Source organism: Myroides odoratimimus, from assembly GCF_038039805.1.
GTDB classification, from domain to species: domain Bacteria; phylum Bacteroidota; class Bacteroidia; order Flavobacteriales; family Flavobacteriaceae; genus Flavobacterium; species Flavobacterium odoratimimum_B.
Genome location: NZ_JBBPHK010000036.1, coordinates 1 through 25149, shown reverse-complemented (window position 1 = coordinate 25149; position 25149 = coordinate 1). Strand labels below are relative to the sequence as shown.

At 33.8% G+C, this 25149-nt stretch carries 21 protein-coding genes; 4 read left to right on the top strand and 17 right to left on the bottom strand.

The window, feature by feature from the left end; all coding sequences use genetic code 11:
- The first annotated feature begins 184 nt into the window (after window positions 1–184).
- Window positions 185–703, top strand: coding sequence for a shikimate kinase (locus AABL85_RS16705; protein WP_286414384.1), 519 nt, complete (start codon window positions 185–187; stop codon window positions 701–703).
- Here the strand turns inward: AABL85_RS16705 and AABL85_RS16700 are convergent.
- The 3 genes from AABL85_RS16700 to AABL85_RS16690 are packed head-to-tail and all read right to left on the bottom strand — an operon-like array spanning window position 700 to window position 2207.
- Window positions 700–1197, bottom strand: coding sequence for a phosphoribosyltransferase family protein (locus tag AABL85_RS16700; RefSeq protein WP_286436957.1), 498 nt, complete (start codon window positions 1195–1197; stop codon window positions 700–702). The genes AABL85_RS16705 and AABL85_RS16700 overlap by 4 nt on opposite strands.
- Entirely contained in the window at window positions 1190–1774 is a 585-nt protein-coding gene (locus AABL85_RS16695) for an SAM-dependent methyltransferase (RefSeq protein WP_341310921.1), read from the bottom strand. The genes AABL85_RS16700 and AABL85_RS16695 overlap by 8 nt, the downstream gene beginning before the upstream one ends.
- Complete coding sequence (locus AABL85_RS16690; protein ID WP_286414378.1) at window positions 1767–2207, bottom strand: RNA-binding S4 domain-containing protein; 441 nt, start codon at window positions 2205–2207, stop codon at window positions 1767–1769. Before AABL85_RS16690 ends, AABL85_RS16695 begins: the two co-directional genes overlap by 8 nt.
- An 80-nt stretch (window positions 2208–2287) precedes the next feature.
- On the opposite strand from AABL85_RS16690, the gene AABL85_RS16685 reads away from it, so the two are divergent.
- On the top strand, window positions 2288–3466 hold the full coding sequence (locus tag AABL85_RS16685; protein WP_341310920.1) for an EF-hand domain-containing protein: 1179 nt from the start codon (window positions 2288–2290) through the stop codon (window positions 3464–3466).
- Between the two features lie 133 nt (window positions 3467–3599).
- On the opposite strand, the gene AABL85_RS16680 is transcribed toward AABL85_RS16685, so the two are convergent.
- The 5 genes from AABL85_RS16680 to AABL85_RS16660 all read right to left on the bottom strand — a co-directional run bounded on the left by AABL85_RS16680 (window position 3600) and on the right by AABL85_RS16660 (window position 12758).
- Window positions 3600–4562, bottom strand: coding sequence for a transketolase family protein (locus AABL85_RS16680; RefSeq protein WP_286414374.1), 963 nt, complete (start codon window positions 4560–4562; stop codon window positions 3600–3602).
- A gap of 21 nt (window positions 4563–4583) precedes the next feature.
- Complete coding sequence (locus AABL85_RS16675; protein WP_286414373.1) at window positions 4584–5435, bottom strand: transketolase; 852 nt, start codon at window positions 5433–5435, stop codon at window positions 4584–4586.
- Window positions 5436–5635: 200 nt separating this feature from the next.
- Window positions 5636–8101 (bottom strand): phosphocholine-specific phospholipase C, encoded by a 2466-nt coding sequence (locus AABL85_RS16670; protein WP_341310919.1) that lies wholly within the window; start codon window positions 8099–8101, stop codon window positions 5636–5638.
- Window positions 8102–8106: 5 nt separating this feature from the next.
- Window positions 8107–9579 carry a SusD/RagB family nutrient-binding outer membrane lipoprotein gene (locus AABL85_RS16665; RefSeq protein WP_341310918.1) on the bottom strand — a complete coding sequence of 491 codons (1473 nt, stop codon included), beginning with the start codon at window positions 9577–9579 and terminating at the stop codon, window positions 8107–8109.
- An 11-nt stretch (window positions 9580–9590) separates the two neighbouring features.
- On the bottom strand, window positions 9591–12758 hold the full coding sequence (locus tag AABL85_RS16660; protein WP_341310917.1) for a SusC/RagA family TonB-linked outer membrane protein: 3168 nt from the start codon (window positions 12756–12758) through the stop codon (window positions 9591–9593).
- A 248-nt stretch (window positions 12759–13006) separates the two neighbouring features.
- On the opposite strand from AABL85_RS16660, the gene AABL85_RS16655 reads away from it, so the two are divergent.
- The gene (locus AABL85_RS16655) at window positions 13007–13792 is read left to right on the top strand and encodes an ABC transporter ATP-binding protein (RefSeq protein WP_341310916.1); all 786 of its coding nucleotides are present in this window, start codon (window positions 13007–13009) and stop codon (window positions 13790–13792) included.
- On the opposite strand, the gene AABL85_RS16650 is transcribed toward AABL85_RS16655, so the two are convergent.
- From AABL85_RS16650 to AABL85_RS16640, 3 genes are all read right to left on the bottom strand, one after another.
- Window positions 13776–14780 (bottom strand): cation diffusion facilitator family transporter, encoded by a 1005-nt coding sequence (locus tag AABL85_RS16650; protein WP_286414365.1) that lies wholly within the window; start codon window positions 14778–14780, stop codon window positions 13776–13778. The two genes, AABL85_RS16655 and AABL85_RS16650, sit on opposite strands and share 17 nt — an antisense overlap.
- A gap of 11 nt (window positions 14781–14791) precedes the next feature.
- Window positions 14792–15361 carry a pseudouridine synthase gene (locus AABL85_RS16645; RefSeq protein ID WP_286414364.1) on the bottom strand — a complete coding sequence of 190 codons (570 nt, stop codon included), beginning with the start codon at window positions 15359–15361 and terminating at the stop codon, window positions 14792–14794.
- Window positions 15362–15465: 104 nt separating this feature from the next.
- Complete coding sequence (locus AABL85_RS16640; protein WP_341310915.1) at window positions 15466–16293, bottom strand: alpha/beta hydrolase; 828 nt, start codon at window positions 16291–16293, stop codon at window positions 15466–15468.
- A gap of 837 nt (window positions 16294–17130) precedes the next feature.
- On the opposite strand from AABL85_RS16640, the gene pepT reads away from it, so the two are divergent.
- The gene (pepT, locus tag AABL85_RS16635; RefSeq protein ID WP_286414362.1) at window positions 17131–18375 is read left to right on the top strand and encodes a peptidase T; all 1245 of its coding nucleotides are present in this window, start codon (window positions 17131–17133) and stop codon (window positions 18373–18375) included.
- 56 nt (window positions 18376–18431) lie between these two features.
- Here the strand turns inward: pepT and AABL85_RS16630 are convergent, their stop codons facing one another.
- The 6 genes from AABL85_RS16630 to AABL85_RS16605 all read right to left on the bottom strand — a co-directional run bounded on the left by AABL85_RS16630 (window position 18432) and on the right by AABL85_RS16605 (window position 24780).
- On the bottom strand, window positions 18432–19520 hold the full coding sequence (locus tag AABL85_RS16630) for a toxic anion resistance protein (RefSeq protein WP_341310914.1): 1089 nt from the start codon (window positions 19518–19520) through the stop codon (window positions 18432–18434).
- A gap of 9 nt (window positions 19521–19529) precedes the next feature.
- Entirely contained in the window at window positions 19530–20288 is a 759-nt protein-coding gene (locus tag AABL85_RS16625; RefSeq protein WP_341310913.1) for a hypothetical protein, read from the bottom strand.
- On the bottom strand, window positions 20288–21079 hold the full coding sequence (locus tag AABL85_RS16620) for a hypothetical protein (protein WP_341310912.1): 792 nt from the start codon (window positions 21077–21079) through the stop codon (window positions 20288–20290). Before AABL85_RS16620 ends, AABL85_RS16625 begins: the two co-directional genes overlap by 1 nt.
- 180 nt (window positions 21080–21259) lie before the next feature.
- Entirely contained in the window at window positions 21260–23014 is a 1755-nt protein-coding gene (gene rpsA, locus AABL85_RS16615; protein ID WP_006258796.1) for a 30S ribosomal protein S1, read from the bottom strand.
- A 264-nt stretch (window positions 23015–23278) separates the two neighbouring features.
- Window positions 23279–24301 (bottom strand): EamA family transporter, encoded by a 1023-nt coding sequence (locus AABL85_RS16610; RefSeq protein WP_341310911.1) that lies wholly within the window; start codon window positions 24299–24301, stop codon window positions 23279–23281.
- A 2-nt stretch (window positions 24302–24303) separates the two neighbouring features.
- Window positions 24304–24780: an Lrp/AsnC family transcriptional regulator gene (locus AABL85_RS16605; RefSeq protein WP_286414356.1), complete on the bottom strand. Its 477-nt coding sequence runs from the start codon at window positions 24778–24780 to the stop codon at window positions 24304–24306.
- Window positions 24781–25149 lie beyond the last annotated feature (369 nt).

The following is a 25149-nucleotide window of genomic DNA, read 5'->3' as shown; positions in this document are numbered from 1 at the left end:
AACCCAGGACCCCAACATTAAAAGTGTTGTGCTCTACCAACTGAGCTATCGAGTCGTTATTTCAATTCCTGATTGCGGGTGCAAATATAGGAGCTTTTTTTAAAAATCCGACACATATTTGTTTTATTTTTGACTTTTATTTTTAAATTCATCCTAACACTCTAATAAACAACCCCTTGTTTTTATGAAAAAAATTATTCTTTTAGGCTATATGGGTTCTGGTAAATCAACTATTGGTAAAATACTGGCAGAACAACTAAAACTGAACTTTATAGATTTAGACAATGAAATAGAGAAAAAACATCAAATGTCAATTTCAACCTTGTTCGAAACGAAAGGAGAAGTCTATTTTAGGAAGCAAGAGCACCTATTATTACACGAGATAATAGATACTCAAGATAACTTTATTCTAAGCTTAGGTGGAGGAACTCCATGCTATGCTAATAATCATTTAGCATTACAGAGAGAGGATATCTCATCATTCTATTTAAAAGGCTCTATTAAAACACTAGCAGATCGTCTAGAAAAAGAAAAAGAGCATCGTCCTCTTCTTAATCAGAATTCAGACGATACTCTTGAAATTTTTATTGCTAAGCATTTATTTGATCGTAGTTATTTCTACCATCAAGCTAAAACGATTATATCTATAGATGATAAAACTCCTAAGCAAATAACTCAAGACATCATTAATCATATTAATTAGCTTAAATAAGCATACTCTTCATCTCCATCAAAGACAACCTGAATATGTTCTAATAGTGATGTAGATAATGATATCCCTTTAAAGTCAGCTTTAACGGGATATTTTTTATGATTACGATCCACTAGTACTGCTGTTTTTAATTTCTTTAATGGCACATCTAAGAAATGCTTTACTGCATATATTAATGTTGCACCTGAATTTAACACATCATCTACTAGTACTACACACTTATCTGTATAGACTTTACTATCTAATGAAGTTTCTATTGGATTAATAGGGTTTTGCTTATCGATACGCACTTCACAAAGAGTTACCTTTATAGGAGATATATCTTGCAATGCCTCACTAATCTTTTGAGCAAAAGTATACCCACTATTCGCTATACCAGCGATTACTATTTCATCCTCATCTATATAAGTCTCATAGATCTGATAAGCTATACGTTTAGTAGTAAACTTAATTTGCTCTTTAGTTAAAATAATTTTTTTAGTCATGTTGTTTATTAATTATAAAAAATAACTCTCTACCCGCTCTAGGCTTAATAGAGTTATGTGCTGTTTCTAATACATTAACCTCAAACTTGTTACTAAACAAATCTAAGTACTCTTGTTTATTTCCTCCGAAAGGAGGCGTCTCTTGATTAAAATAACAATCAAATAATACACCTACTAACTTTCCTCCTGGTTTTAATAAATCATACATCTTATCTACATAATCAGTTCTCTTTTCGATAGGCAACGAACAGAAGAACGTTTGCTCTATAATAAGATCATATTGTCCCTCATGTTCAAAGAAATCTTCTAAAATCACATCTCCATAAGGAAAATTATTCATCAAACCATAAGCTTCTAATGCTCCAACAATAGTAAAGTCTAATCCACTAATATTAGTAAATCCTTTCTCATGCAAATACATCAACTCATGTCCGTGTCCTATACCTGGCACTAAAATAGCTAAATCTTTCTTTGTCAATTGATCTATATACTCCTGAATAGGTGTTGTTATACTACCAGCATTCCATTGCGCCTCACTATTAGCATACTTCTTCTCCCAAAACTCTTTATCAAACATCTGCTTCTGTATCTTTAAAAGAATTATTGCTCTCTACATTCTCTTCTCCTTCTATGATATCATCGTCTTCATAGTCGTGAAAATCATCTATATCTCTTCTATCCTTTTTAGTCGGACGTCCAGTTCCTTTAGCTCTATAATAGTCCTTCGACAACTTTAACAACTCTAAGTGCTCAAATGCCTCTGCAGGAGTCTCATCCTTGCGATAAATATCCACTAGTTTAGCTCCTACTCTATTAGCAGGTATATCTAATACTGTTAGTTTATAAGTTATTTGATCTTTTCTCAATGTAATTTTATCCGTAGGGAAGACTTCTCTAGAGGCTTTAGCTGCTTGTCCATTCACCGTGATATGTCCCTTTTTACAAGCTTCCGTTGCTATATTTCTAGTTTTATAGTATCTAATACACCATAAATATTTATCAATTCGCATAATTTCGTATTAAATTTCTCTAACAAAGTACACAAAAATAAAGTAAAATTGTATCTTGCACTACTAAAATAAGTCAAAAAATGAATAGATTATTTACAGTTTTAGGTCTTGCTTTTCTAGGACTAACAGCTGCCAATTGTAATAAAGATGACGGTAATGGTGGAAATGAAGTTGTAAACCTAAGAGACCGTAAAGAAGTTCGTGATGAAAATGCAAAGCAAATAGAAGAGTTCTTAGCTCAAAACTACTTGATTATTGAAGGAGATAATATTCGTTTTGATAGTATTAGTAATCCTAATAAACCTAATCCTAATGTAGTCCCTCTAAAAGATGATAAAAGAATCAAAATAGAGCAGCAAATCATTACATCTGACAACTACGAATACGAAGCTGTTAGAAACCCAAATGGAACTACTTCTTTAAAGTTTTCTAAACCTAAAGACGAATTAGAATATACTATTGCTTATTTTATTGTTCCTGATGCTGATGGAAACAAACAAGAAGGAAAAGGTGATTATATTTCTACTATAGATTCTGTATTTGTAAAGACAAAATCTTACTCTCTAAAAAATGAATCTTTTGACAACAATGGGAATATAGGAAGTTATTATTCATTTCCTATTACACTAAAGGAGTTCGCCCTTATGTCACAAGGGAATTATGGTCTTATACCAGTTCAGTTAAAGACAGCTGAAAGACAACTATTAACTAAAGTAAAAACAGCTCCTACTACAGCTCTTGGGGAGAATGGTATACCTACTTATGAAAAAGGATCAGCAGGTAGAATTATTGCTTTTATACCATCAGGTGTAGGATATTTTAATGCTGGATACGGTTCTAAGCTTAAGGCATACCAACCACACATTATCGATATGACACTTATAGCGAAAAAAGAACGTGATCACGATGGGGATGGTATCCTTTCAAAGTATGAAGCAAAACAAGTAATCGAAAAATCATCAGAATTAGGAAGAGCACTTACAGATGATGAGATTCGCGCACTTAAATTAACGATTAAAGATTACTTTGATTTTGATACGGATGAAGATGGTGTACCTAATTTCTTAGACGATGATGATGATGGTGATGGTATACTTACTAAAACTGAATTACAGTATAAAGACAAGAACAACAAAAAAGCATATTATCAATACTATGATCCTATTCTAAAAACTTGTTCTAATGTATTTAGATACCTAGACAGAACATGTTTCCCAGATCAGAAAGATGGTGAGGTAATTTGGCCTACTAAAAAATAACAAATAAGATTATATACAAAGAGGTAGATTATTCTACCTCTTTTTTTTTGTACTACTTCACTCATTATACTACTATACAAAAAAACCTGCTTGATTGCTCAAGCAGGTTTTTATATATTAGATATACTTTTAATTATCTTTTGAATTTACGGTTGATTACTAACTGTGCTTTCTCAACGATAGCTGCAGCGTTTAAACCATATTTTTCCATTAATTGTTCTGGAGTACCAGATTCACCGAAAGTATCTTGTACAGCTACGAACTCTTGAGGTAATGGATTGTTTAAAGCTAATACTCTAGATACGCTTTCTCCTAGACCACCTAAGAAGTTGTGCTCTTCAGCAGTAACTATACATCCTGTTTTTGCTACTGATTTTAAGATAGCCTCTTCATCAAGAGGTTTAATAGTATGAATATTGATTACCTCAGCAGAGATTCCTTTTGCTTCCAACTCTTCAGCTGCGATTAGAGCTTCCCATACTAAGTGTCCTGTAGCTACGATAGTCACATCTGTACCCTCGTTTAACAGAACAGCTTTCCCGATAACGAACTTCTCATCAGCAGGCATAAAGTTAGGCACTACTGGACGTCCAAATCTTAAATAAACAGGTCCATCATGTTCAGCAATAGCTAAAGTAGCCGCTTTGGTTTGGTTATAATCACATGTATTGATTACAGTCATATTAGGTAACATCTTCATCAGTCCAATATCTTCTAAGATCTGGTGTGTAGCACCATCTTCACCTAATGTTAATCCAGCGTGAGAAGCACATATCTTTACATTCTTCTCAGAGTAAGCTACAGATTGACGGATTTGATCATAAACACGTCCTGTAGAGAAATTAGCAAAAGTTCCTGTGAAAGGTATTTTACCTCCGATAGTCATACCAGCAGCTAATCCAATCATATTCGCTTCAGCAATTCCTACTTGGAAGAAACGCTCTGGGTGATTCTTTTTAAAATCATCCATTTTTAATGAACCGATTAAGTCAGCACATAATGCTACTACATTCTCATTCTTTTGTCCTAATTCAGTAAGTCCTGCACCGAATCCTGAACGTGTATCTTTACTTCCTGTATTTATATATTTTTTCATTTTTGATTCAATTTAAGTGGATTAATAATCTCCGAATGATGTTTCTGGGTTTTGTTTTAAAGCTTCTTCTAATTGTGCATCACTAGGAGCTTTTCCATGCCATGCATGTGTATTCATCATGAAGTCTACTCCATTACCCATTTCTGTTTTTAACAATACACATACAGGTTTTCCTTTACCTGTTTTAGCTTTTGCTAATTCATATCCAGCAACGATTGAATCAATATCGTTTCCTTTTTCTATCTCAATAACCTCCCAATCAAATGCTTCAAACTTAGCTTTCATAGAACCTAAATTTAATACATCATCAGTTGGTCCGTCTATTTGTTTTCCGTTTAAATCTACAGTAGCGATTACATTATCCACCTTCTTAGCTGATGCATACATAATAGCTTCCCAGTTTTGTCCTTCTTGTAACTCACCATCTCCCATTAAAACGTAAACAAGGTGATTGTCCTTATTTAATTTTTTCGCTTGTGCTGCTCCTACTGCTACTGAAAGCCCTTGTCCTAATGAACCTGACGCCATACGCACTCCTGGTAATCTATCATGAGTACATGGATGTCCTTGTAAACGCGTATTGATTTTTCTGAAAGTAGCTAATTCACTTACTGGAAAATATCCACTGCGTGACAATACGCTATAAAATACTGGTGAAATATGTCCATTAGATAAGAAGAAGATATCTTCATCTGTTCCGTCCATATTAAACCCTTCTTTTCTATCCATTAACTTTTGATACAAAGTCACTAAAAACTCTGCACAGCCTAAAGATCCTCCTGGGTGCCCAGAACTTACAGCATGTACCATTCTAAGAATATCTCTTCTTACTTGAGTAGTTAACTCTGTTAATTGTTGTGTGTTTGGTTTCATTATTTTTTCAATAAATATTTACACACAAATATAAGATTATTTTACGGTAATCACTGTCTTTTTAAAACACTAAATAGTTCATAAATCTTTACTGTCAAAAGTCTTCTTATAAAACTCTTTATTGATGCTAAGTATCCTTCTTACTCAATACAAAAAAGGAGACCTTATCAGTCTCCTCTTCTATATCTAATAAATAACTGTTACTTAGACAGACTTGCCATAAATGGATCCGTTATACTTGCTTGACCATTTTCGATATGACCCGCATAATGTTGCTTCCACTCTTTATCTTCTTTACAACTTATTATTAAATCATACCAACCTTTTGATCCTGTATAATCCCATTTCAGTAATTCTTCTTTATTAGGAAGTAATTCTACAATCATTGCTTCTTTTAAATATAAACTATTGTCCAAAGCAACATTTACAGTTTTCACACCATTATTTTTTAATTTCACAGAGATACTTAAATCCGTATGTAAAAGAACCTCAACATAAATATCTAAGTTACTCTTACTCCCCCTAAAGCTTCTAAAGAATCCATTAGGACCATGCACATTATAGTGATACTGATCGCTATCTTCTATCTTCCAGTAATAATCCATTGGTTCATTATCTCGAACTGCAAAGTCCCAAACTCCTCTAGACTGACTACCACCTATCATATCATATACTTGTACAGGAGCAGTATACACCTTATTCTTTAACTGATTAGACTCAACAGTCAAGTCCATCTGTAACTGTGTTTTACTGGCTGCTAGTTTCACGTTCACATTCAGATTATAAGGTAAAGCACATGCTTTCTTTATCCCTTCTTCTTGTTTAGGAAATTTGGATAACAGTGTCCAATGCTTACTTTCTAAAACTTCCTTCTTTGTAAATGCATTAAAGTCTCCAGGTACTTTCTTCTCTTTTGCATTCATTATTCTAGCGATATAATCATTGCGATCTACAAAATCCAAATCTACCTCTCTTAAGTCCCGTTCAGATTGGAACACACTCGTCATATTACCACACACTTCTCTTCTCCAGCTAGATATATTCTCTTCGATTACTTTTTTACCAGTCTTTTTTTCAATAAAATATTCTAAAAATTGTAGGGTAGATGTTAAGTCTAATACCTCCGAGTTTACCCATCCTCCTCTAGTCCAAGGCGAAGCTATAATCATAGGCACTCTATACCCTAGCCCTATTGGACTAGCTAATTGACTATCTGATTTTCCTGTTCTTACTCTTTCTTGTTCTTTAGTTACCCACTCATCTTGTGTGTCCATTCCTTTAGCAGCTTTTCCCATGGACTTATCTGTCGTTAATGGAGGGACAAAAGGAGCAATATGATCAAAATAACCATCATTCTCATCGTATGTCAACACAAATATAGTCTTCTTCCACACCTCTGGGTTCTTCGTTAGGATATCTATTGCTTCTGATAAATACCACGCCCCAAACCATGGCGCTGAAGGATGATCCGAAAAATTACACGGTGCAACTAACCAACTTACCATAGGCAACTTATCTTCATCTACATCTTTTCTAAACTGATAGAAGACATCTCCTTTAGGTACTTCCATTGTTTTCTCCACGCCTTTCTCCATATAGGTCATTTGCTCTAACTTGTGATAGTCTGGATCTCCTGTATTAGTAGTAAATGCTTTCTTATGAATAGCTTTATCAAATTCGCTTAATGCTTCAAATTCAGAAGGAGAATATAGAATAATATCTTTTTCTAACTGTTGTATCATACCTTCTAATTCCTGTATTTTATCTTTAGCGAGAGTCTTGTCACTCAGACTTCCTTTTAGTCTCTCTAGTTCTAATAGCATATAGTCATAATGAGCCTTGTGAAAACGCACATTATATTGCTTATAGAACTCTAAATTATTATCTGTAAAATTCGCCAACCAACTCTCCGCATACCCCTCGAATCCTACAGGAATACTTAACTCATTCTGATATACTTTCCACGACACATTAGCTTTTTCTAATCGTTCTGGATAAGTAGTCCAACTGACATCTTTATAGTTTATCTGTCCATTATCTACATGGGCTACTGAGTTTGGATCCCTCGGTTGTTCACGGATAGCTCCTGCCCAAAAATAAGAGCGATTAGCACTTGTACCTGTCAGAGAAGAACAAAAGTGCTGATCACATACCGTAAAGGCATCTGCTAATGCATAATAGAATGGAATATCCGCCCTTGAGAAATACCCCATCGTCAGTGGCAAGTCTTTATACTCTGCATTCCCTGGTCGCTTAGCTATCAACCAATTATCCATTTTACCTTCATTACGAGCCCCCACCATATCCTTCCAACTATGTGGTAACCCTCCCATCCAAGTGACCTTAGTATTCTCTATGTCTAGTCTAAAAGGACCATAAATATCTTTGTGAATATCTGTCTGAAACCATACAGGTAGACCATCTTTAAGTCTCATAGCTCTAGGATCATTAAATCCCCTAACTCCTTTTAAAGTTCCAAAGCAATGATCAAAAGACCTATTCTCTTGCATTAAGAAAACAATATGCTCCGCATCTAAGAACGTAGATCCTTCAGGAGCTTTAATATCAAATGCTCTCTGAATAGATGCTGGCATAGCCTCTGCAAAAAAGAGTCCGCTTGAAAATAAAGCAGACTTCTTTATAAAATCTCTTCTTGTAGTACTCATATTTCTTATTTTAACCACCAAGTGATACCGCGAATATTGTCAGCTCCACCGAATTGGCTATTTAGTGCTTCTTGTAATTTAGCCTGATTTCTATTATACTCTGTTTGTGGATATAACCATCTCGTAGGAGGTGTTATTCCTTCTTGTATTTTAAATTCTGGATACCCTGTGCGCAAATGATCGTAATAAATCGTCCAATTCGATTGATGAAACATAGTAATATACTTCTGAGTCAAAATCTGTTTTAATTGTAACTCAAGATTTCCAGCTTGGTACTTTACTTTGGGTTGATTAATATAACTTGTAAAAGCATCTTTTGTATAATAACTAGCCATTCCCTTTGCATATGTACCGTAGAAATTAAAGTTTGCCTCTATCGCCTTATTATAAAATTCAGCAGCACTACCTCCTATCCATTGGCGAGCGGCTGCCTCAGCTAATATGAACTGTAATTCAGAATAACTCAGTATAGAAGTAGGTTCATTAGTAGGATCTAAGTAATAACGGCTTTTGATTTTAGAGATATTTTTGGTCTGTACTAATTTTTCATTCTCTGCATAAGGCACAGTAGGATCTCCTCCATTATATCCACTAAAATCTGTTATAGGCAGACCTTTTTCTAAAGCTGTTGATGTCTGTTGTGCAAAAGCAAATAACCTAGGATCTTTTAAATCTTGTAGCAAATTAACAAATGTTCCTGACATATACATACTTGATCCATAAGAACTTGAATTAAACTGAGGATAGCGACTACCTGCTTGATCGAAATACATAAGTTGTCCACTATCTGCATTACTTTCTAAGAGGTTTCCTGCGTTATATATTTTTGCAAATTGTTCTGCTACTTGGATAGTACCAACTGTTTTTTTCTTAGATAAACTCATCAATACCTTTAATTGATATGAGTTTATTAGCTTTTTCCATTTATCAGTATTTCCTCCATAGATTATATCTCCTTTAATAGAGGGTTTGTTTTGAATCATAGAGGCTGCTAACTCTAGTTCTTTTAAGATTCCTACAAAAACATCTTCTTGCTTATCATACTTAGGAAAAGGAACTTTATTCTCTCCTAATAAGGCTTCTGAGTAAGGTACATCACCGAAGGTAATCGCTAATTCATAAAAGAACCTAGCTTTAAGAAAATGACCTATAGCTATATACTCATCTTTATTTGTACGCTTCGCTTCATCCATCATTTTTTGGACTTGTAACAAATCTTTATACGCTGAAAAGCTAGAACTATTCCACTTAAAGTATTGACTAGTATTCTCTCCATCCGTCTGAATAATCATTCGAGAAGCATACTCTTTACTAATTCCATTTAATGCAAAAGCTGACTTACTCACTTTAGGTAATATCAAGTAAGGATCTGCCTCCTTTACTCGATTAGGGTCTTCGCTTAATTTATCTAAATCTTGACAACTCCCCATTGATATAACTACTAGAGCTAAGGCTGCTATTTTTATATATTTTTTCATTTGTATCAGTATTAAAATTTAATATTCACTCCTAAACCTACCCATCTAGTTGACGGATCTTGAATATCATTAGAAGTAGTGATTTCATAATCTGGATCAGAATAAAGTCCTTTTGACTTTTTCCAAATCAATAAGTTATATCCTGTTAATGAAGCCGATAGTTGAGTAATCTTCTTAGATTTTATCATTTCTGTAAAGTCGTAAGAGATAGCCAATGTTCTTAGCTTAAAATACGTTCGATCAAATACGTTCGCAAATAGTTTATTCTCTTTCTCTGTTACTCGAGCGCGATAAGGATAATTCTGTGCCCAACTTTGCCAACTTACTGCTCCTGTATGTTTTTGGAACTGGCGAGTATCAGATATTACATTGCCATTTACATCTGTAATTAATTCTCCTGACACTATATTTACCCCCTCAGGTACATAGACAGGTTTACCTGTAGCATACTCCTGATCTCTATACTGAGTTGATTTAGGATGTTTCCCTCCCCACCACATTTTTTCTACTACTTGAGAGCGAGTAACCCCTCCCCATATTCCATCAATACCAATATTTACATTCCAGTTTTTATACTTAAAATTGTTATTCCAACCTAAAGTCCATTTAGGATCAAAGTTTCCTAATTTAGTAGCTTGCTTATTTCCAGTAGGCATTCCTGTTTTAGCATCTAAGATTACTTGACCATCTGGTGCTTTCATCCACTCTATATCGTAGTAAGAGTCAGCTCTATCGTTTAATTTTAAATTTCCGTATTTAGCAGCACCTCCATGTATCTTTGTAATTCTACGTTCTCTTGTGCTCCAGTTTACAGTAGAATTCCACTGAAAATTATCTTTTTTAATCACCGCCCCAGCTAAGCTAAGCTCCCATCCTTTAGTGGTATACTCATTTCCGTTAAGCAACATATTATCAAAACCCGAAGCCTCTGATACTGGAAATTTAATTAAGAAGTTAGAATCCAATACTCTATAATAAGTCAGATCAAAATTTAGACGTTTATTAAAAAAAGCAGATGACAACCCTAATTCAAAAGAATTAGATTTCTCTGGAAGTAAACTTAAATCCAATATAGAATTAGGATATTCTACCATAGGATTACCATTAAATGAAGGTGTGACTGGAGAATATGCAGATTGTAATTGATAAGGATCTAAATCACTTGATACTTGAGCCCATGAAGTATATAGTTTTAAATAATCTACTTGTTTTGGCATTTCTATCAGATTAGATAATAATACACTCAAAGAAGTAGAAGGATAGAAATAAGATCTATTCTCTTTAATCAAACTTGACGACCAATCATTTCTAGCTGCAAATGTAAAGAAGAACGAATTAAAGAAATCTAACTCTACTGTACCATATACACTATTAACAGCTTTCTTTTCTAAACGATTCTCTGCTGTTACAGGCCCTGTCGAATTCCCTAAGTTATATACACCTGGTACTGTTAATCCATCTGCTGCAGAATAACTCCTGTTGTACTGACTATATCTAGAAGCAGCTCCAGCATTCACATCTACACTCATAAAGTCGGTCAAATCCTTTGTATACATCGCTAAGAAATCGTACTCTAACTTTAAGTTTTTAATATTGTCTATACTATATCCTCCTTCTCTACTTGCGCTATAATTAAAGTATGATTTAGGACTTTGTAACTCTTCTTTATTACTTGAAGACACAACAGAAGCTCTTCCTTGAAACTTCAGATCATCCGTAGCGTCATATCTAAGGGCCATCTGTCCTGTCACAATATCTTTATTCCAAATCCTCTTAAAGTTTTCAACCCCAAACCATGGGTTATTATACCATGCATAGTTCCAGTTCGCTTGACGATACCCCTCCATACCTGGTACCCACAGATTATTCTTTAAATCTCTTCCGTTGACATCTGATCCTAACCATATCAGGACAGTATACATATGTCCACTAGGATTATAATCATAATTAGGAATATTAGGAGAATAGATATTTGCATAAGTAAGCTTGGCATCTAATGCTAATTTTTCTGTTAGTTGAGTTGTTGATTTAAAAGAAAGATTACCTCTATATAAACTTGTTTGAGGTACGCGATCCTTATTATAATTAAACTCTCCTCCTAATCTATAAGATGTTTTCTCTCCTCTATTAGCAACAGAAAAGCTTGTTCTTGAGTTCACTCCTGTCTCTAGAAATTCTTTTAAGTTATCGTGATATTCCCATGCGATAGGCACGCGCTCATATCTAGATTTATCATTGTACATTGTGCCCTCTACATTACCATACCAATCAATAGTCTGTCCTGTCTGCTTATCGCGAATAGGACTATTCCATTGGGCTATTTTTAAACCTGATGTAAACTTAGGTCCCCAGTTCATATCTCCATCACTTATCCCACCGTCTTTTCCATCCCAGAACTCATATTTACCATCTGATCCGTTACCGTACTCTTTTTGTGTTTTTGGGTAGACTGTAAATCCTGCACTTATCATCGTATTCTGTGTCAGCGTCACCTCTAGTCCCTCTTTTTTAGCTCCTTTAGTTGTAATAAGGATAGCCCCATTACGTCCGCGAGATCCGTATAACGCTGAAGCACTTGTACCCTTCAATACATTAATATCTGCGATATCTTCTGGTGCGATATCATAGAAGTCTGTATCTACAGGAATATTATCCACGATTACTAAAGGTGTTTTTCCTCTAAGAGAGAACTTAGGCCCCTGTAATAATCCTGGGGCATTAGATACCTGAAGACCCGAAACTTGTCCTGATAATAGGCTTCCCATATTAGGTGTGGCTACTTCTTGAGTTCTAGCCACATCCACTTTTTGTGTGGAATATCCCACCTTCTTTTCGGCTTTACTAATACCTAGAGCAGTAATGATAACTTCGTCTAATGAAGAACTTTCTGGATCTAAGGCTACCATCATAGTCTGCTGTGTACCGACCAGTACCTCTTTATTATTGTAACCGATGAATGAAAACACGATTACATCTGTGTCTAATACTTCTATCTTAAAAGTACCGTCTAAGTCAGTACTTATTCCTTCTTGGGTGCCTTTTATATATACAGATGCACCAGGTAGAGAAATGCCTGATTCGTCTACTACACTTCCTTGAAGTGTACGTTTTTCTTGTGCATAAATAAGGGTTATACAAAAGAATTGGACAACTATTCCAATAAGTAATTTTTGTTTCATTTGATTGTGTTATTATTATAAAGACAAATCTAGACCTGGCATTTTATCTTAATATTAACACAACACTAACTAATCACTATATTCTCATTTTCAAAATAATACTAATCAAATAATTTCTTAACCTTAAAGAAACATAGTACCAAAAAACAATACTCTAACTTAATCTCACGAGTCCGTTCAAACATATTACTTTTATAATACAGTTGATTTAACTACATTTAGTCTTTATTATCACGTAAGTATAGTACATGAACACACCTATTTTAAAAACAGAAGCACTGAGTATAGGATACCCACTAAAGAAAGGAGAATATAAAATTATTCAGCAACAACTAAATATTGAATTAAAACCAGGGGCACTGACTTCTCTTTTAGGTATTAATGGAATAGGGAAATCTACTTTATTAAGAACTCTGTCTTCAAACCAGCAGATAATCAATGGAAAAATACAGGTACTAGGAGAAGAACTGTACACTTATAGCAAATCTAAGTTAGCTACTATCATCAGCATAGTACTAACAGAAAAAATACCAGTATCTGAACTAACAGTAAGAGAATTAATACAAATAGGAAGGACTCCTTACCTTAACTACTATAGTACTTTAACGGATAAGGATCACGAACTAGTAAACCGAGCAATACAATTAACAGAGATACAAGAGTTAGTAGATAGAAATATGAATCAACTCAGTGATGGACAGTTACAACGTGTGCTCATCGCTAGAGCCATTGCCCAAGATACACCTATCATTATATTAGACGAACCTACTAATCACTTAGACTTACATCATAAAGTAGCCTTGTTTAAACTGCTCCAAAAGTTAGCACATGAAGAACAGAAAGCTATTCTCTTCTCTTGCCATGATATGGATTTAGCTATTGCTTTTAGCGATGATATCATTGTACTTAAAAAAGATTCGAATATACAAGGACAGACAGATGCACTAATAGAACAAGGGGTCTTCGATAACTTCTTCGAAGATGAAAACCTTAGCTTCAATAGAGCACAAAAGCGTTTTATCCTTGTGGAGTAGTTGAGCTATTATGTCTCTTATTCTTAGAGATATTTTCTATCGTCCATTCTATCTGATGTTCAAACTCAGCTTGGCGATAAGCACAATTTTCTACTTTACAGATCACACATGAGAATGGCTTACAATCGTCCATGTGAACGAATAACTCCATATCTGCTCCAAACTTCTCGATTATCTCCTGTTCTAATTGTTCTACCTCTTTATGCCCTTCTACGATATTAAAATACCATGGTATGGTCATATGACAGTCAAAGTGTAATACTGCTCCATACTTAATAATACGTAGATTATGAAGGTCTATCCAGTTAGCTCTGCGGTGTTCTTGCAGATACTCTACAACTTCTTTTAATAAAAGTTCGTCTGTTTCATCCATTATACCAGATATCGCGCCACGTACAATCTTGTATCCTGTGACAATAATAATCCCTGCAAATAATAATGCAACACCACTATCTAACCATCCATATCCCGTAAAATAAAGTAAAATCAAACCAATAATAATACCTATAGTAGAATACGTATCTGACTGAAGATGTCTACCACTCGCCACTAAAGCAAGTGACTTATTTGTTTTTCCTTTTTTAATAGCGTACCAACCTAGTACATAATTTACTACTGCTGTTATCGCTACTAAGATTATTCCGTAATCTAACTGTCCTACAGGTTGTGGATGTAATAAATTACGCACAGCTTCGAAGATGATCACTAGTCCTGCTAGAATAATCATTCCCCCTTCCACAGTAGCCGAGATAAACTCTACTTTTCCATGTCCATAAGGGTGATTTCTATCTCGGGGTAACGCTGATAAGTATAAACTATACAATCCTACAAAACCACTAATCACATTAATGACACTCTCTAAAGCATCTGTCAATATAGCTACTGAATGTGTTAAAGACCAAGCAAGTATTTTAATAACAAATAATAATACTCCTACTATGGCTACTATCTTCTGAAATTGATAATTCTCTTTTGCTTTAGTATTCATACTGGCTTAGGTTATAATTGGTCTACTTCTTTTACTTCTCCTACTCGCATCCCTTCTAATGATATCTGTCCTATACGCACACGCACTAATCTTAGTGTAGCATGTCCTACATGAGCTGTCATCTTTCTTACTTGTCTAAACTTACCTTCTGTTAAGACTAAACGCACCCAACTCGTAGGCCCATGTCTCTCATCTCTAATGCGTCTGCCTTCGCCTACCCACTCTGGCAATCGTTCTAATCGTTCTACTACACAGGGCTTAGTTAAGTATTTCTCCCCTTTTACCCCGATAAGTACTCCATTTCGCATTTGCTCTACAGCTTCCTCCGAAATGATGCCATCTACCTGTGCGTAATACTCCTTTTCATAATGAGCCCCTCTTACGCGCTCACTAGTCATACCATCTGTTGTCAAAAACAGTAACCCTTCAGAGTTCTCATCTAATCTACCGATAGCCATAGTCCCTTCAGGAAAATCATATAATTCTCCTAACTTATGCTTCGTTCTCTTCTTCTCATATATAAATTGGCTGATATAACCATGTGGTTTATATAACAAAAAATGTCTATGTGTAGATTCCATGATTAATGTCTCTATGGGGATTTATTCTGCAGACAAAGTTAGTTATTATATAGAGTATGATTATTAGGATTTGATTATAATTTAATTCTAATATGCTATCTCTCTTATTTACTTTCTACTACAGCATTCATATTAGTCATAAATGTATCTATAGCCTTAATATATCGCTCACCATGTGTAGTGTCTGATAATGCTTGGAATCCCTGAAGATGAGCTCCTTTATACAATACGACTTCACTCTTAGCATTCAGAAACTTAGCTCTGTAACTATCATTAGGAGAGGTCAATCCATCTCTATCTCCAGCAAAATATAAGACTGGTAAAGTCAGCTTACTCAATACCAACTCATACTGTGCAGCACTGCTAGGCAATGTATAGTCTTTCTCTAAAAACTGTTTTAGCTTACTAATAATATCTTGTGGGCTAGATACAAAACCTTCTGCTATCAAGAAATCATACTTCACATCTGTATATAATAGCGTACTGGCTATCGTGCCCATCGAAAGAGCCCAAACCCCTACTGGCTGCTCAAATCTCCTCTGACTATACTCTACTACTGCTTTTAAATCTGTGACAAATTCGTCATAATACAGCTGTGTCTCTATCATATCGAATGCTTGACTCTCTCCATATCCTCTATAGTCAAACATCACTACAGTATAGCCGTGCTTTGCTACTTCTAATACTTGTCTTACATAATAAGACATATTACCAGCATCGCCATAGGCTAATACCAATACTTTCTTTAAGTCCTTATCCTTAGGCGGAAAACAAATCCAAGATTTTAATTTATAATTATCCTGCGTGACAATCTCTAAGGCTTCAAAATTCAATGTCGAATTAGCAGGATGATCTACATACTCCTTCAACGGCTCTACTGCCCAAGACAAATAACTGATTAATACTAAAAATATAGATAGAACAATTCTCATCTGAACTCTTATTTTGTTTCTTCACTCAAATATACAATTTTACAATAGTCTAACGTTATTAAACTCAATTTCTAACAATAAGTTCTTATCCTCTTTTTTCTTGCTCTAAAATTCGATAGTAGAGGTGTCCTAAAAAAGAAGCCTTTATTTTTCTGATATTTACGATAAAAAAGAGTTCTTAAAGGTTCTATTTCAGAAAATTCATTACTATTTTTTTCTATTTTGCCCACTTTAGCTCTCTATTAAGCTCATTATTAAAAAAAGCACCACTCTTTTTTATTTAGCCAAAAAACATAATACACTAATAAACAACAACTTATTAAAAAACATTGTGTTCATTACAAACCTATCCTTAGTCATAATCTCAGTAAATATGGGCTTTACTACTCAGCTCTTCGACAATACATGGACAATAAGTCGAGTTTAGTGGAGCTATAAGTCTTTTGTCCAATAAATCTCCTTCTATATATCTCGTATTCTCCACTTAGTAAGTCACAATACCCACTATACATAGTATCTACTCTTCTAAAATAATCTATGACTATATTACATAAGAACATAAAGCACTGCTATTATATCTAAGCATCAATAGTATAGATCACCCTCCATAAAAAACATCAATTCACCTAGAGTACTGATCAGCTAGCAAATAAAAGGGTCTGTTTATCAATTTCAATGAACAAATTCAAAAAAGGAAGAGCTCAATACAATCCGCGTAAATCCTTTAAAGACAAACTCTTTTATTACCTCTAGTTTATCTTTTTAATAATACCCTAGTGATAATCCTTCTAATCAACTTTTAATTATTATTTTTGTTACACTAAAATATTATACATTATGCAACATATCATTGACCGTTTCATCAGTTATGTAACTGTTGATACTGAATCTGATTCATCTTCAAATACTTGTCCAAGTACTGAGAAACAATGGGATTTAGCTAACAAATTAGTTGAAGAGTTAAAACAAATAGGTCTAGAAGACGTAACTATCGATGAGAACGCTTATATCATGGCTACATTACCTAGTAATGTAGATCACGAAGTGCCTACTATCGGGTTTATCGCACACTTCGATACTTCTCCTGACTTTAGTGGTGCTAATGTTAAACCTCAAATCGTAGAAAACTATGATGGTGGAGATATCGTATTAAACGAAGAGTTAAACGTTGTCTTATCTCCGTCTTACTTTAAAGATCTTCTTCAATATAAAGGACAAACTATCATCACTACTGATGGTACAACTTTATTAGGAGCTGATGATAAAGCTGGTATTACTGAGATAGTATCTGCTATGGAATATCTAATCCAACACCCTGAAATCAAGCATGGTAAAATCCGTATCGGATTTACACCTGATGAAGAAATCGGAAGAGGAGCTCATTTATTTGACGTTAAAAAATTCGGTGCTGAGTGGGCATATACTATGGATGGTAGCCAAATCGGTGAATTAGAATACGAAAACTTCAACGCTGGGTATGCTAAACTTACTTTTAATGGTAAGAGTGTTCACCCTGGATATGCTAAAGGAAAGATGGTTAACTCTATCTTATTAGCTAACAAATTTATCTCTAAATTACCTAAAGATGAAGTTCCTCAAAAAACAACAGGTTATGAAGGGTTCTTCCACGTACATACTGTAACAGGTAGTATAGAAGAGTCTGTGGTAGAGCTAATCATCCGTGATCACAACCTTAAGAAATACGAGAAACGCAAAAAACTTGTTGCAAAACTAGCAAATAAGTTTAATAAAAAACATGCTAAGAAATTTGGTGGGCCTATCGTTAACTGCGAAATCGGTGACCAGTACTTCAATATGCGTGAGAAAGTAGAGCCTGTAATGCATATCGTAGATATCGCTGAGGAAGCTATGAAACAATTAGATATCAAACCATTGATCAAAGCTATCCGTGGTGGTACTGATGGTTCTCAACTTTCATATATGGGATTACCATGTCCTAATATCTTCGCTGGAGGGCATAACTTCCACGGAAAATATGAGTATGTGCCAGTAGAAAGCATCGTTAAAGCAACACAAGTAATTGTTAAGATCGCTGAGCTTACTGCTGCAAAGGCAAAATAATTCTTATTTGACTGTATAAAAAAAGGAGATTCTGATGAATCTCCTTTTTTTATATCCTATTTATTTGTGTCAGTATTCCCTAATAAATGTTTCTTTAATTCATTCTCTTGTTCTTTTAACTCTATCTCCACAGCTCTTCTTTTTTCACGTCCCTCTGTCTGAATTCGAACAATCTCATCTATTGTATTAATAATATCAGTATTTACTTTTCTAATCGTTTCGATATCTACAATTCCTCTTTCTGTCTCCTTAGCAATCTTCACAGTTGAATCTTTAAGCATTTCACTATTTCTAGTTAGTAAGTCATTGGTTGCATCAGTGACTGCTTGTTGGGCACCTAACGCTTGCTGTGAACGTGCTATTCCAAGTGTCAAGACCATCTGATTCTTCCATAAAGGTAAAGTATTGACAATACTAGATTGTAACTTCTCCATCAACATTAAACTATTGTTCTGTACCATTCTGATCTGTGGAGAAGACTGTAAAACAACCATTCTAGTCAACTTTAGATCATGTACCTTTCTATCAAAACGAACAACTTGCTGTTCTAAATCTTTATAAGCTTGTACTTTAGCAGGATCATTCTCAGATTCTACTTCAGCTTTTAAACGAGGTAACTCAACTGTATTTAACTCATGGAGTTTCTGATCACCTGCGGCTATATAAAGAGAGAGTTCTTTAAAATATTTTTTATTTTCATCAAATAGTTTGTCAAACATCGCTACATCTTTCATCATAACCTTATAATGACGTTCTAGCTGTAGTTCAATAGCATTGATATTAGTTTCTACCTTATTATATTGTGTTTGAAGTCTATTAATTTTCTTCTTGATGCTGTCGAACATAGGAAATAAGCTTTTCTTATTCGCTATTCCTTCAAAAGACTTTACGTCTTCTCTTAAAGAAACTAATATACCTGAAGTTTCTCCTAAATCTCTAGTCTGTACTTGTCTTAATACTTCTGTTGCGAATGTACTTGCTTTTAATTGGCTACTAGCTCCATATTGAATAACTTGTGTAGTATTAGACAAGTCTATACCTTTTTTATACGATTCTATTTGCTTCAATTCTTCTGGAGTAAACTCTACATTTATTTCTGGAGCTAGTGTATGCTCATCTCGCATTTGTTGAATATCTTTTTCCATAACTTCTATTTATAATAAACCTCTGTTCTTTAGATTTTGTATATAGACTTCAGAATCTATATCTATGGTTAAATGGTTATATCTCGTTTTATTACTTAATTCATTTTCGAATGCGCTAATAACACTAAGTAGTGTTGTTCTTATTTTACTTTCAGCTAATCGAATAATATCATTATCTAATTTAGATAATTCTATCTGATGATACTGTTGTAGCATATTTTCTATAGAGTAAGCGTGTCGTTCAATAAATAATTCACTAATATGCTTATTATCTTTAGTAATAGATTTAGTCAACTGAATCATGCTAGCAATACTTCCTCTTACCTCTTGTTGTTTAATTTCTTGTTGCCAAACTACTAAATGATCTATAAAATCACTAACAGACAATACTTCTGATATTTTCTTTCTGCGCATAAAGTCTAAATAATCATAATCAGTATTCCATCTTATTTTAATAATAGACTTAAGGTGTACTCTTCTTAAAAACTCTTTTAAGTACATAGCGATAACTAATGCACCACTTAAAATAATTGCGAACAATAGCATATCTACTCTACTAGAGTCTTTATATAAAATGTATGCACAGTAACCTGCTATATACAAACCACTCCACAGAATACTAGCTATGACTAAATTCTTAATCTTACCTACCACTCCCATATAAAGCATAGCTAGCGGAGGTAGTACAAAAGGAAATAGAATAGCTAAATAACTAAGCCCCCCTACCTTTAATTCCCAATTTTTAGATTGATGCGTAAACCATCCCATTATAACAATCCCTTTCCTTTTAATACTGATAAATAAACAGAAGCTTCACCATCTACTGTTAGAACTTGAGTCTCTATGATTTGAGATAACTCGTTCTCTAATGCAATCCTAGCATACTTAACTAAGTTTTCTAACTTCGCGATAGATTGCTTTACTTCATTATTCTGACGATAGTTATTGATTAACTCTATATATTGAATCAATGCATTCTCTATAGTAGATACATGACGCTCTAATAACAGGTCAGTACTAGCAGATTCTTTTAGCACTATAACACTTATTAAGCGAAGAATCTCATCAATCTCATAAACGATAGTAGGATTAGATATCTGTCTTCTAAACGTCCTTAAGTTGGTAATAAAAGACTCTTTTAACGACTCAGAAGACTGTACATCTACTAGCTGCTCCATTATTGTGTGGTAGTTGTACTCTCTATTCTTTTCTAACTTAATATAATTTTTTAAATCTAACCTCTGCAAATACTCTGGTAGATATAAAGCTAAATACACTACATAAATATAAAAGCTTATATAATTCAACGTTAACAATGAAATGGGACTCTCTCCTGCTAAATAAACAAATAAAGCAATCAACAAAACTAATAAGTAAACAAGTGAAATCAAGAATGAGGCCTTAATCCAATGCGTAATCTTCACTTGATAGCCAAAGATCATTACTACTAAAGGGGTAAGAACACCTAAACTTAAAAAGCTAATAATACCTACGGTACCAAGTAGCACAAGCCCTTCCCTTATTTCCCAAGTTTTGTTTCTGTTAGTAAACCACCCCATTAATATTCGTTTAATATATATTTTAAAGATATTAAAATATTCTATAATACTCAATAAATTACACTTCAGCAGTAATAAGATTATCAAGTAAATTCTTAAAATAAATCATGTACTAGAATTTACTACATAAAAAAAGCCCTAACATAAATGTTAGGGCTTTTGAAATTTATAGGTTAGGAATTATTTTCCTTTCTCCATTCTTTCTTTTAATTCAGCTAAAGCGTCGATATCACCTAAAGTTGTTTTTTCTGCAGAATTATTTGCAGTTTCAACAGCTTTTACGTTTTTCTCTTCTTCTTCACGGAAGATAGAAGTGTGAGAAGCAACTACTCTTTTGAATTCTTTGTTGAACTCAATAATTTTGAATTCAGCAGTTTCACCTTTTTTCAACTTTTTACCGTCTTCTTTTTCTAAGTGACGAGTTGGGATGAAAGCTACAACATCATCTTCGAATACTACAGTAGCACCTTTGTCAACTAATTCAGAGATTTCTCCTGAATGTACAGTTCCAACAGCGTAAGCATCTTCGTATTTATCCCAAGGATTAGCAGTAGTTTGTTTGTGTCCTAAAGATAATTTACGTCCTTCAACGTCTAACTCTAATACAACTACGTCTAATTTATCTCCTACGTTTACAAACTCAGATGGGTGTTTGATTTTCTTAGTCCAAGATAAGTCAGAGATGTAAATTAATCCATCAATTCCTTCTTCTAATTCTACGAATACACCGAAGTTAGTAAAGTTACGAACGATACCATTATGTTTAGAACCTACAGGGTACTTAGAAGTGATATCAGTCCAAGGGTCTTGAGTTAATTGTTTAATACCTAAAGACATTTTTCTCTCTTCTCTATCAAGAGTTAAGATAACTGCCTCTACTTCGTCTCCTACTTTAACGAAATCTTGAGCTGATCTTAAATGAGTAGACCAAGACATCTCAGATACGTGGATTAAACCTTCAACACCTTCAGCAACTTCGATGAAAGCACCGTAATCAGCTAAAACAACTACTTTACCTTTAACTTTGTCACCAACGTTTAAGTTAGCATCTAAAGCATCCCATGGGTGAGCGTATAATTGTTTTAAACCTAATTGAATTCTTGTTTTCTCATCATCAAAGTCTAAGATAACAACGTTTAATTTTTGGTCTAATTCTAATACTTCACTTGGGTGGTTGATTCTTGACCAAGATAAGTCAGTGATGTGGATTAATCCATCTACACCTCCTAAGTCAATGAATACACCGTAAGAAGTGATGTTTTTAACAACACCTTCTAACACTTGACCTTTTTGTAATTGACCGATAATTTCTTTCTTTTGAACTTCGATATCAGCCTCGATAAGTGCTTTGTGAGAAACAACAACGTTTTTGAATTCGTGGTTAATTTTAACTACTTTGAATTCCATTGTTTTGTTCACGTATTGATCGTAATCACGGATTGGTTTAACGTCAATTTGAGAACCTGGTAAGAATGCTTCGATTCCGAATACGTCAACGATCATACCACCTTTAGTTCTACATTTAACGAATCCATTAACAATCTCTCCAGACTCGTGAGCAGCGATAACTCTATCCCAAGCTTTGATTGTACGAGCTTTTCTGTGAGATAATACTAATTGTCCGTATTTATCTTCTCTTACGTCGATTAATACTTCAACTTTGTCTCCAACTTTTAAGTTTGGATTGTAACGGAACTCGTTTAAAGAAATAACACCTTCAGATTTAGCGTTGATATCAACGATAGCGTCTCTGTCAGTAATTCTAACTACAACTCCTTCTACTACTTCTTCGTCATCAGTAGAAATAAAAGTTTTTTCTACTAGGCTTTCGAATTCTTTTAATTGAGTCTCTTCAACTGCATCGATACCATTTTCGTAGTTTTCCCAGTTAAAATCCTTTAAGAACTCTTCTTGTGTTTTAATATTTTCAGACATCTCTGATAAAAAATTTGTATTCTAGATTTTATAAGTTTCTATATATCAGAATAAAATGCTAGAAGTTGTTTAACATTTAAAATTGATACTTTTAGTGAAACTTCTCTGAACTAAAAGCGGTGCAAAAGTATAATAATATATTTGATATACAAAAAATTAAAGGCATTATTATACTATCAATACATTGTTAATCAAATGCATTAGAAGCAAAAAAGGTCTATGCTAAAAGCAATAGACCTTTTTTTATATTATATGAAAAAACTTCTAGTTAGTTACATTCAATTTCTCTTTATCACTAGCAGATGCTTTCGACTTCTTATTAAATATCTTAATAAACTTACTATTCTTATATAAGTCCCAGTTCATTAAACCTACACTTAACAATACTACTACTAATCCTCCTATCTGTAAGCTAGTAATAATATCATCTGTAAAGAAATAGCTCAATGCTACAGCTACAACAGGATTAACATAAGCATAAGTACTAACCTCTACAACTGGTCTGTTCTGAATCAACCAAATATATGAACCAAATGCCAATATAGATCCAAAAGTTATTAAGTACCCCAATGAAAACCATCCTGAGATAGATACTTCAATAGGATCAAATGCTGCAAACTCTCCATTTAATAATGCAACTAAACAGAATAATACTCCAGCAGTAATCATCTGCCAAGAAGTTTTAACCATTACATGAAGATCTTCTCCTTCATCAGTATTCTTATCTTTAGAATATTTTGAATACAAAGATCCAGCTGTCCAAGCAATAGAGCCTAGAATCAATAAGACCATACAAAAAATATTCAACAGACGTTGCGATTCATCACTAGCAATATTTATTTGCTCAGCAAATAGCATGATCACACCAATAAAACCTAGTATTAATCCTAATACAGTAGGAATACTAGAAAAATTATTCTTCCATTGAGGTTTGTCAAAGATAACAAACCATAAAGCTGCTGCTGCTGCCATAATAGCTGCAATACCGCTTGATACATGTTGTTCTGCCCAAATCAGAGCTCCCATATCAATAAAAAGCAATAAAAACCCAGTGATACATGCTTGCTTAACTACTTTCTTATTGAACAATTTATACCCTTTCATTTTACAGTAAGTCAACAAAAGAATACTTGCACTAAAGAAACGTAGTGTTCCTAAAACAAAAGGCGTAAAATCACTTAATGCTTTGTGAATAAAAAAGAATGTTGATCCCCAAACAAAATATACAACGATATAAGCTGCAACAACAGTGCTTTTACTTGTGCTATTTGTACTAACTGCTCCCATAACTAATACTCTAACCTTTCTGGTATAATTAATTTATTTTCCTCTTTAACTGTTTGTAAAACTATAATTGTTCTAGTTGAAATAATTCCTTGGATTCTTGATAAAGAATTTCTCATTAAATGTACCAAAGCTAATGAATCAGTTGTACGTACTTTAATCATATAACCATCATCACCAGCAATATCGTGTACTTCTAAAACTTCTGGAATTTCTGCCAAAAGTCTGCCTGTCTCTTCATCACCAATAATTTCATCAACCTTAATAAAAATAAAAGAAAGCATCTTTTGATCTAACGCTTTAGGATTAACTTTTGCGTGGTAAGCTAATAGAACATCCTTGTTCTCTAACTTCTTTACTCTCTCCAATACAGCAGAAGGAGCCATACCTAATTCCTTTGCTATATCAGAATTATTAATTCTAGCATTATCCTGCATCAATCTCAGAATCTTTAAATCAATTTCATCTAACTTATATTCCATCCCTTACTATTTAACGACTGCAAAGATATATACAAAAAGAATTATATACAAATATTTTAAAATAATTTAGAATATAATTCGGCAAATAATTTTAACTACAGAATTATATACAAAAAAAAGAAATAAATTGGGTTACGGAGGTAATGAAAAAAAATAAAATACAAATATAGCACAACATTTTATTTCCATATAATGTCAAGAGATGTTAGAGCTAACAAGTTTTTCCTTTTTAGATTAACTAAGCTTTTTTCATAATCTTTAACTTTTGTTACTACTACTTTCTTGTACGAGGAAACAAAATAGACTTACTATATCTATACAAACAAAAAAATCCCCAACCTCTAATGAGATTGGGGATTCTATAAAGAA

What these genes read in the sequence shown, in the direction of transcription:
- AABL85_RS16685 (WP_341310920.1), top strand. Translation starts at nt 2,288, where the DNA reads ATGAATAGATTATTTACAGTTTTAGGTCTTGCTTTTCTAGGACTAACA.
- AABL85_RS16670 (WP_341310919.1), bottom strand. Translation starts at nt 8,101, where the DNA reads ATGAGTACTACAAGAAGAGATTTTATAAAGAAGTCTGCTTTATTTTCA.
- AABL85_RS16705 (WP_286414384.1), top strand. Translation starts at nt 185, where the DNA reads ATGAAAAAAATTATTCTTTTAGGCTATATGGGTTCTGGTAAATCAACT.
- AABL85_RS16695 (WP_341310921.1), bottom strand. Translation starts at nt 1,774, where the DNA reads ATGTTTGATAAAGAGTTTTGGGAGAAGAAGTATGCTAATAGTGAGGCG.
- AABL85_RS16650 (WP_286414365.1), bottom strand. Translation starts at nt 14,780, where the DNA reads ATGAATACTAAAGCAAAAGAGAATTATCAATTTCAGAAGATAGTAGCC.
- AABL85_RS16690 (WP_286414378.1), bottom strand. Translation starts at nt 2,207, where the DNA reads ATGCGAATTGATAAATATTTATGGTGTATTAGATACTATAAAACTAGA.
- AABL85_RS16610 (WP_341310911.1), bottom strand. Translation starts at nt 24,301, where the DNA reads ATGGGAGCAGTTAGTACAAATAGCACAAGTAAAAGCACTGTTGTTGCA.
- AABL85_RS16680 (WP_286414374.1), bottom strand. Translation starts at nt 4,562, where the DNA reads ATGAAAAAATATATAAATACAGGAAGTAAAGATACACGTTCAGGATTC.
- AABL85_RS16665 (WP_341310918.1), bottom strand. Translation starts at nt 9,579, where the DNA reads ATGAAAAAATATATAAAAATAGCAGCCTTAGCTCTAGTAGTTATATCA.
- AABL85_RS16625 (WP_341310913.1), bottom strand. Translation starts at nt 20,288, where the DNA reads ATGGGATGGTTTACGCATCAATCTAAAAATTGGGAATTAAAGGTAGGG.
- AABL85_RS16700 (WP_286436957.1), bottom strand. Translation starts at nt 1,197, where the DNA reads ATGACTAAAAAAATTATTTTAACTAAAGAGCAAATTAAGTTTACTACT.
- AABL85_RS16660 (WP_341310917.1), bottom strand. Translation starts at nt 12,758, where the DNA reads ATGAAACAAAAATTACTTATTGGAATAGTTGTCCAATTCTTTTGTATA.
- pepT (WP_286414362.1), top strand. Translation starts at nt 17,131, where the DNA reads ATGCAACATATCATTGACCGTTTCATCAGTTATGTAACTGTTGATACT.
- AABL85_RS16630 (WP_341310914.1), bottom strand. Translation starts at nt 19,520, where the DNA reads ATGGAAAAAGATATTCAACAAATGCGAGATGAGCATACACTAGCTCCA.
- AABL85_RS16605 (WP_286414356.1), bottom strand. Translation starts at nt 24,780, where the DNA reads ATGGAATATAAGTTAGATGAAATTGATTTAAAGATTCTGAGATTGATG.
- AABL85_RS16675 (WP_286414373.1), bottom strand. Translation starts at nt 5,435, where the DNA reads ATGAAACCAAACACACAACAATTAACAGAGTTAACTACTCAAGTAAGA.
- AABL85_RS16655 (WP_341310916.1), top strand. Translation starts at nt 13,007, where the DNA reads ATGAACACACCTATTTTAAAAACAGAAGCACTGAGTATAGGATACCCA.
- AABL85_RS16620 (WP_341310912.1), bottom strand. Translation starts at nt 21,079, where the DNA reads ATGGGGTGGTTTACTAACAGAAACAAAACTTGGGAAATAAGGGAAGGG.
- AABL85_RS16640 (WP_341310915.1), bottom strand. Translation starts at nt 16,293, where the DNA reads ATGAGAATTGTTCTATCTATATTTTTAGTATTAATCAGTTATTTGTCT.
- AABL85_RS16645 (WP_286414364.1), bottom strand. Translation starts at nt 15,361, where the DNA reads ATGGAATCTACACATAGACATTTTTTGTTATATAAACCACATGGTTAT.
- rpsA (WP_006258796.1), bottom strand. Translation starts at nt 23,014, where the DNA reads ATGTCTGAAAATATTAAAACACAAGAAGAGTTCTTAAAGGATTTTAAC.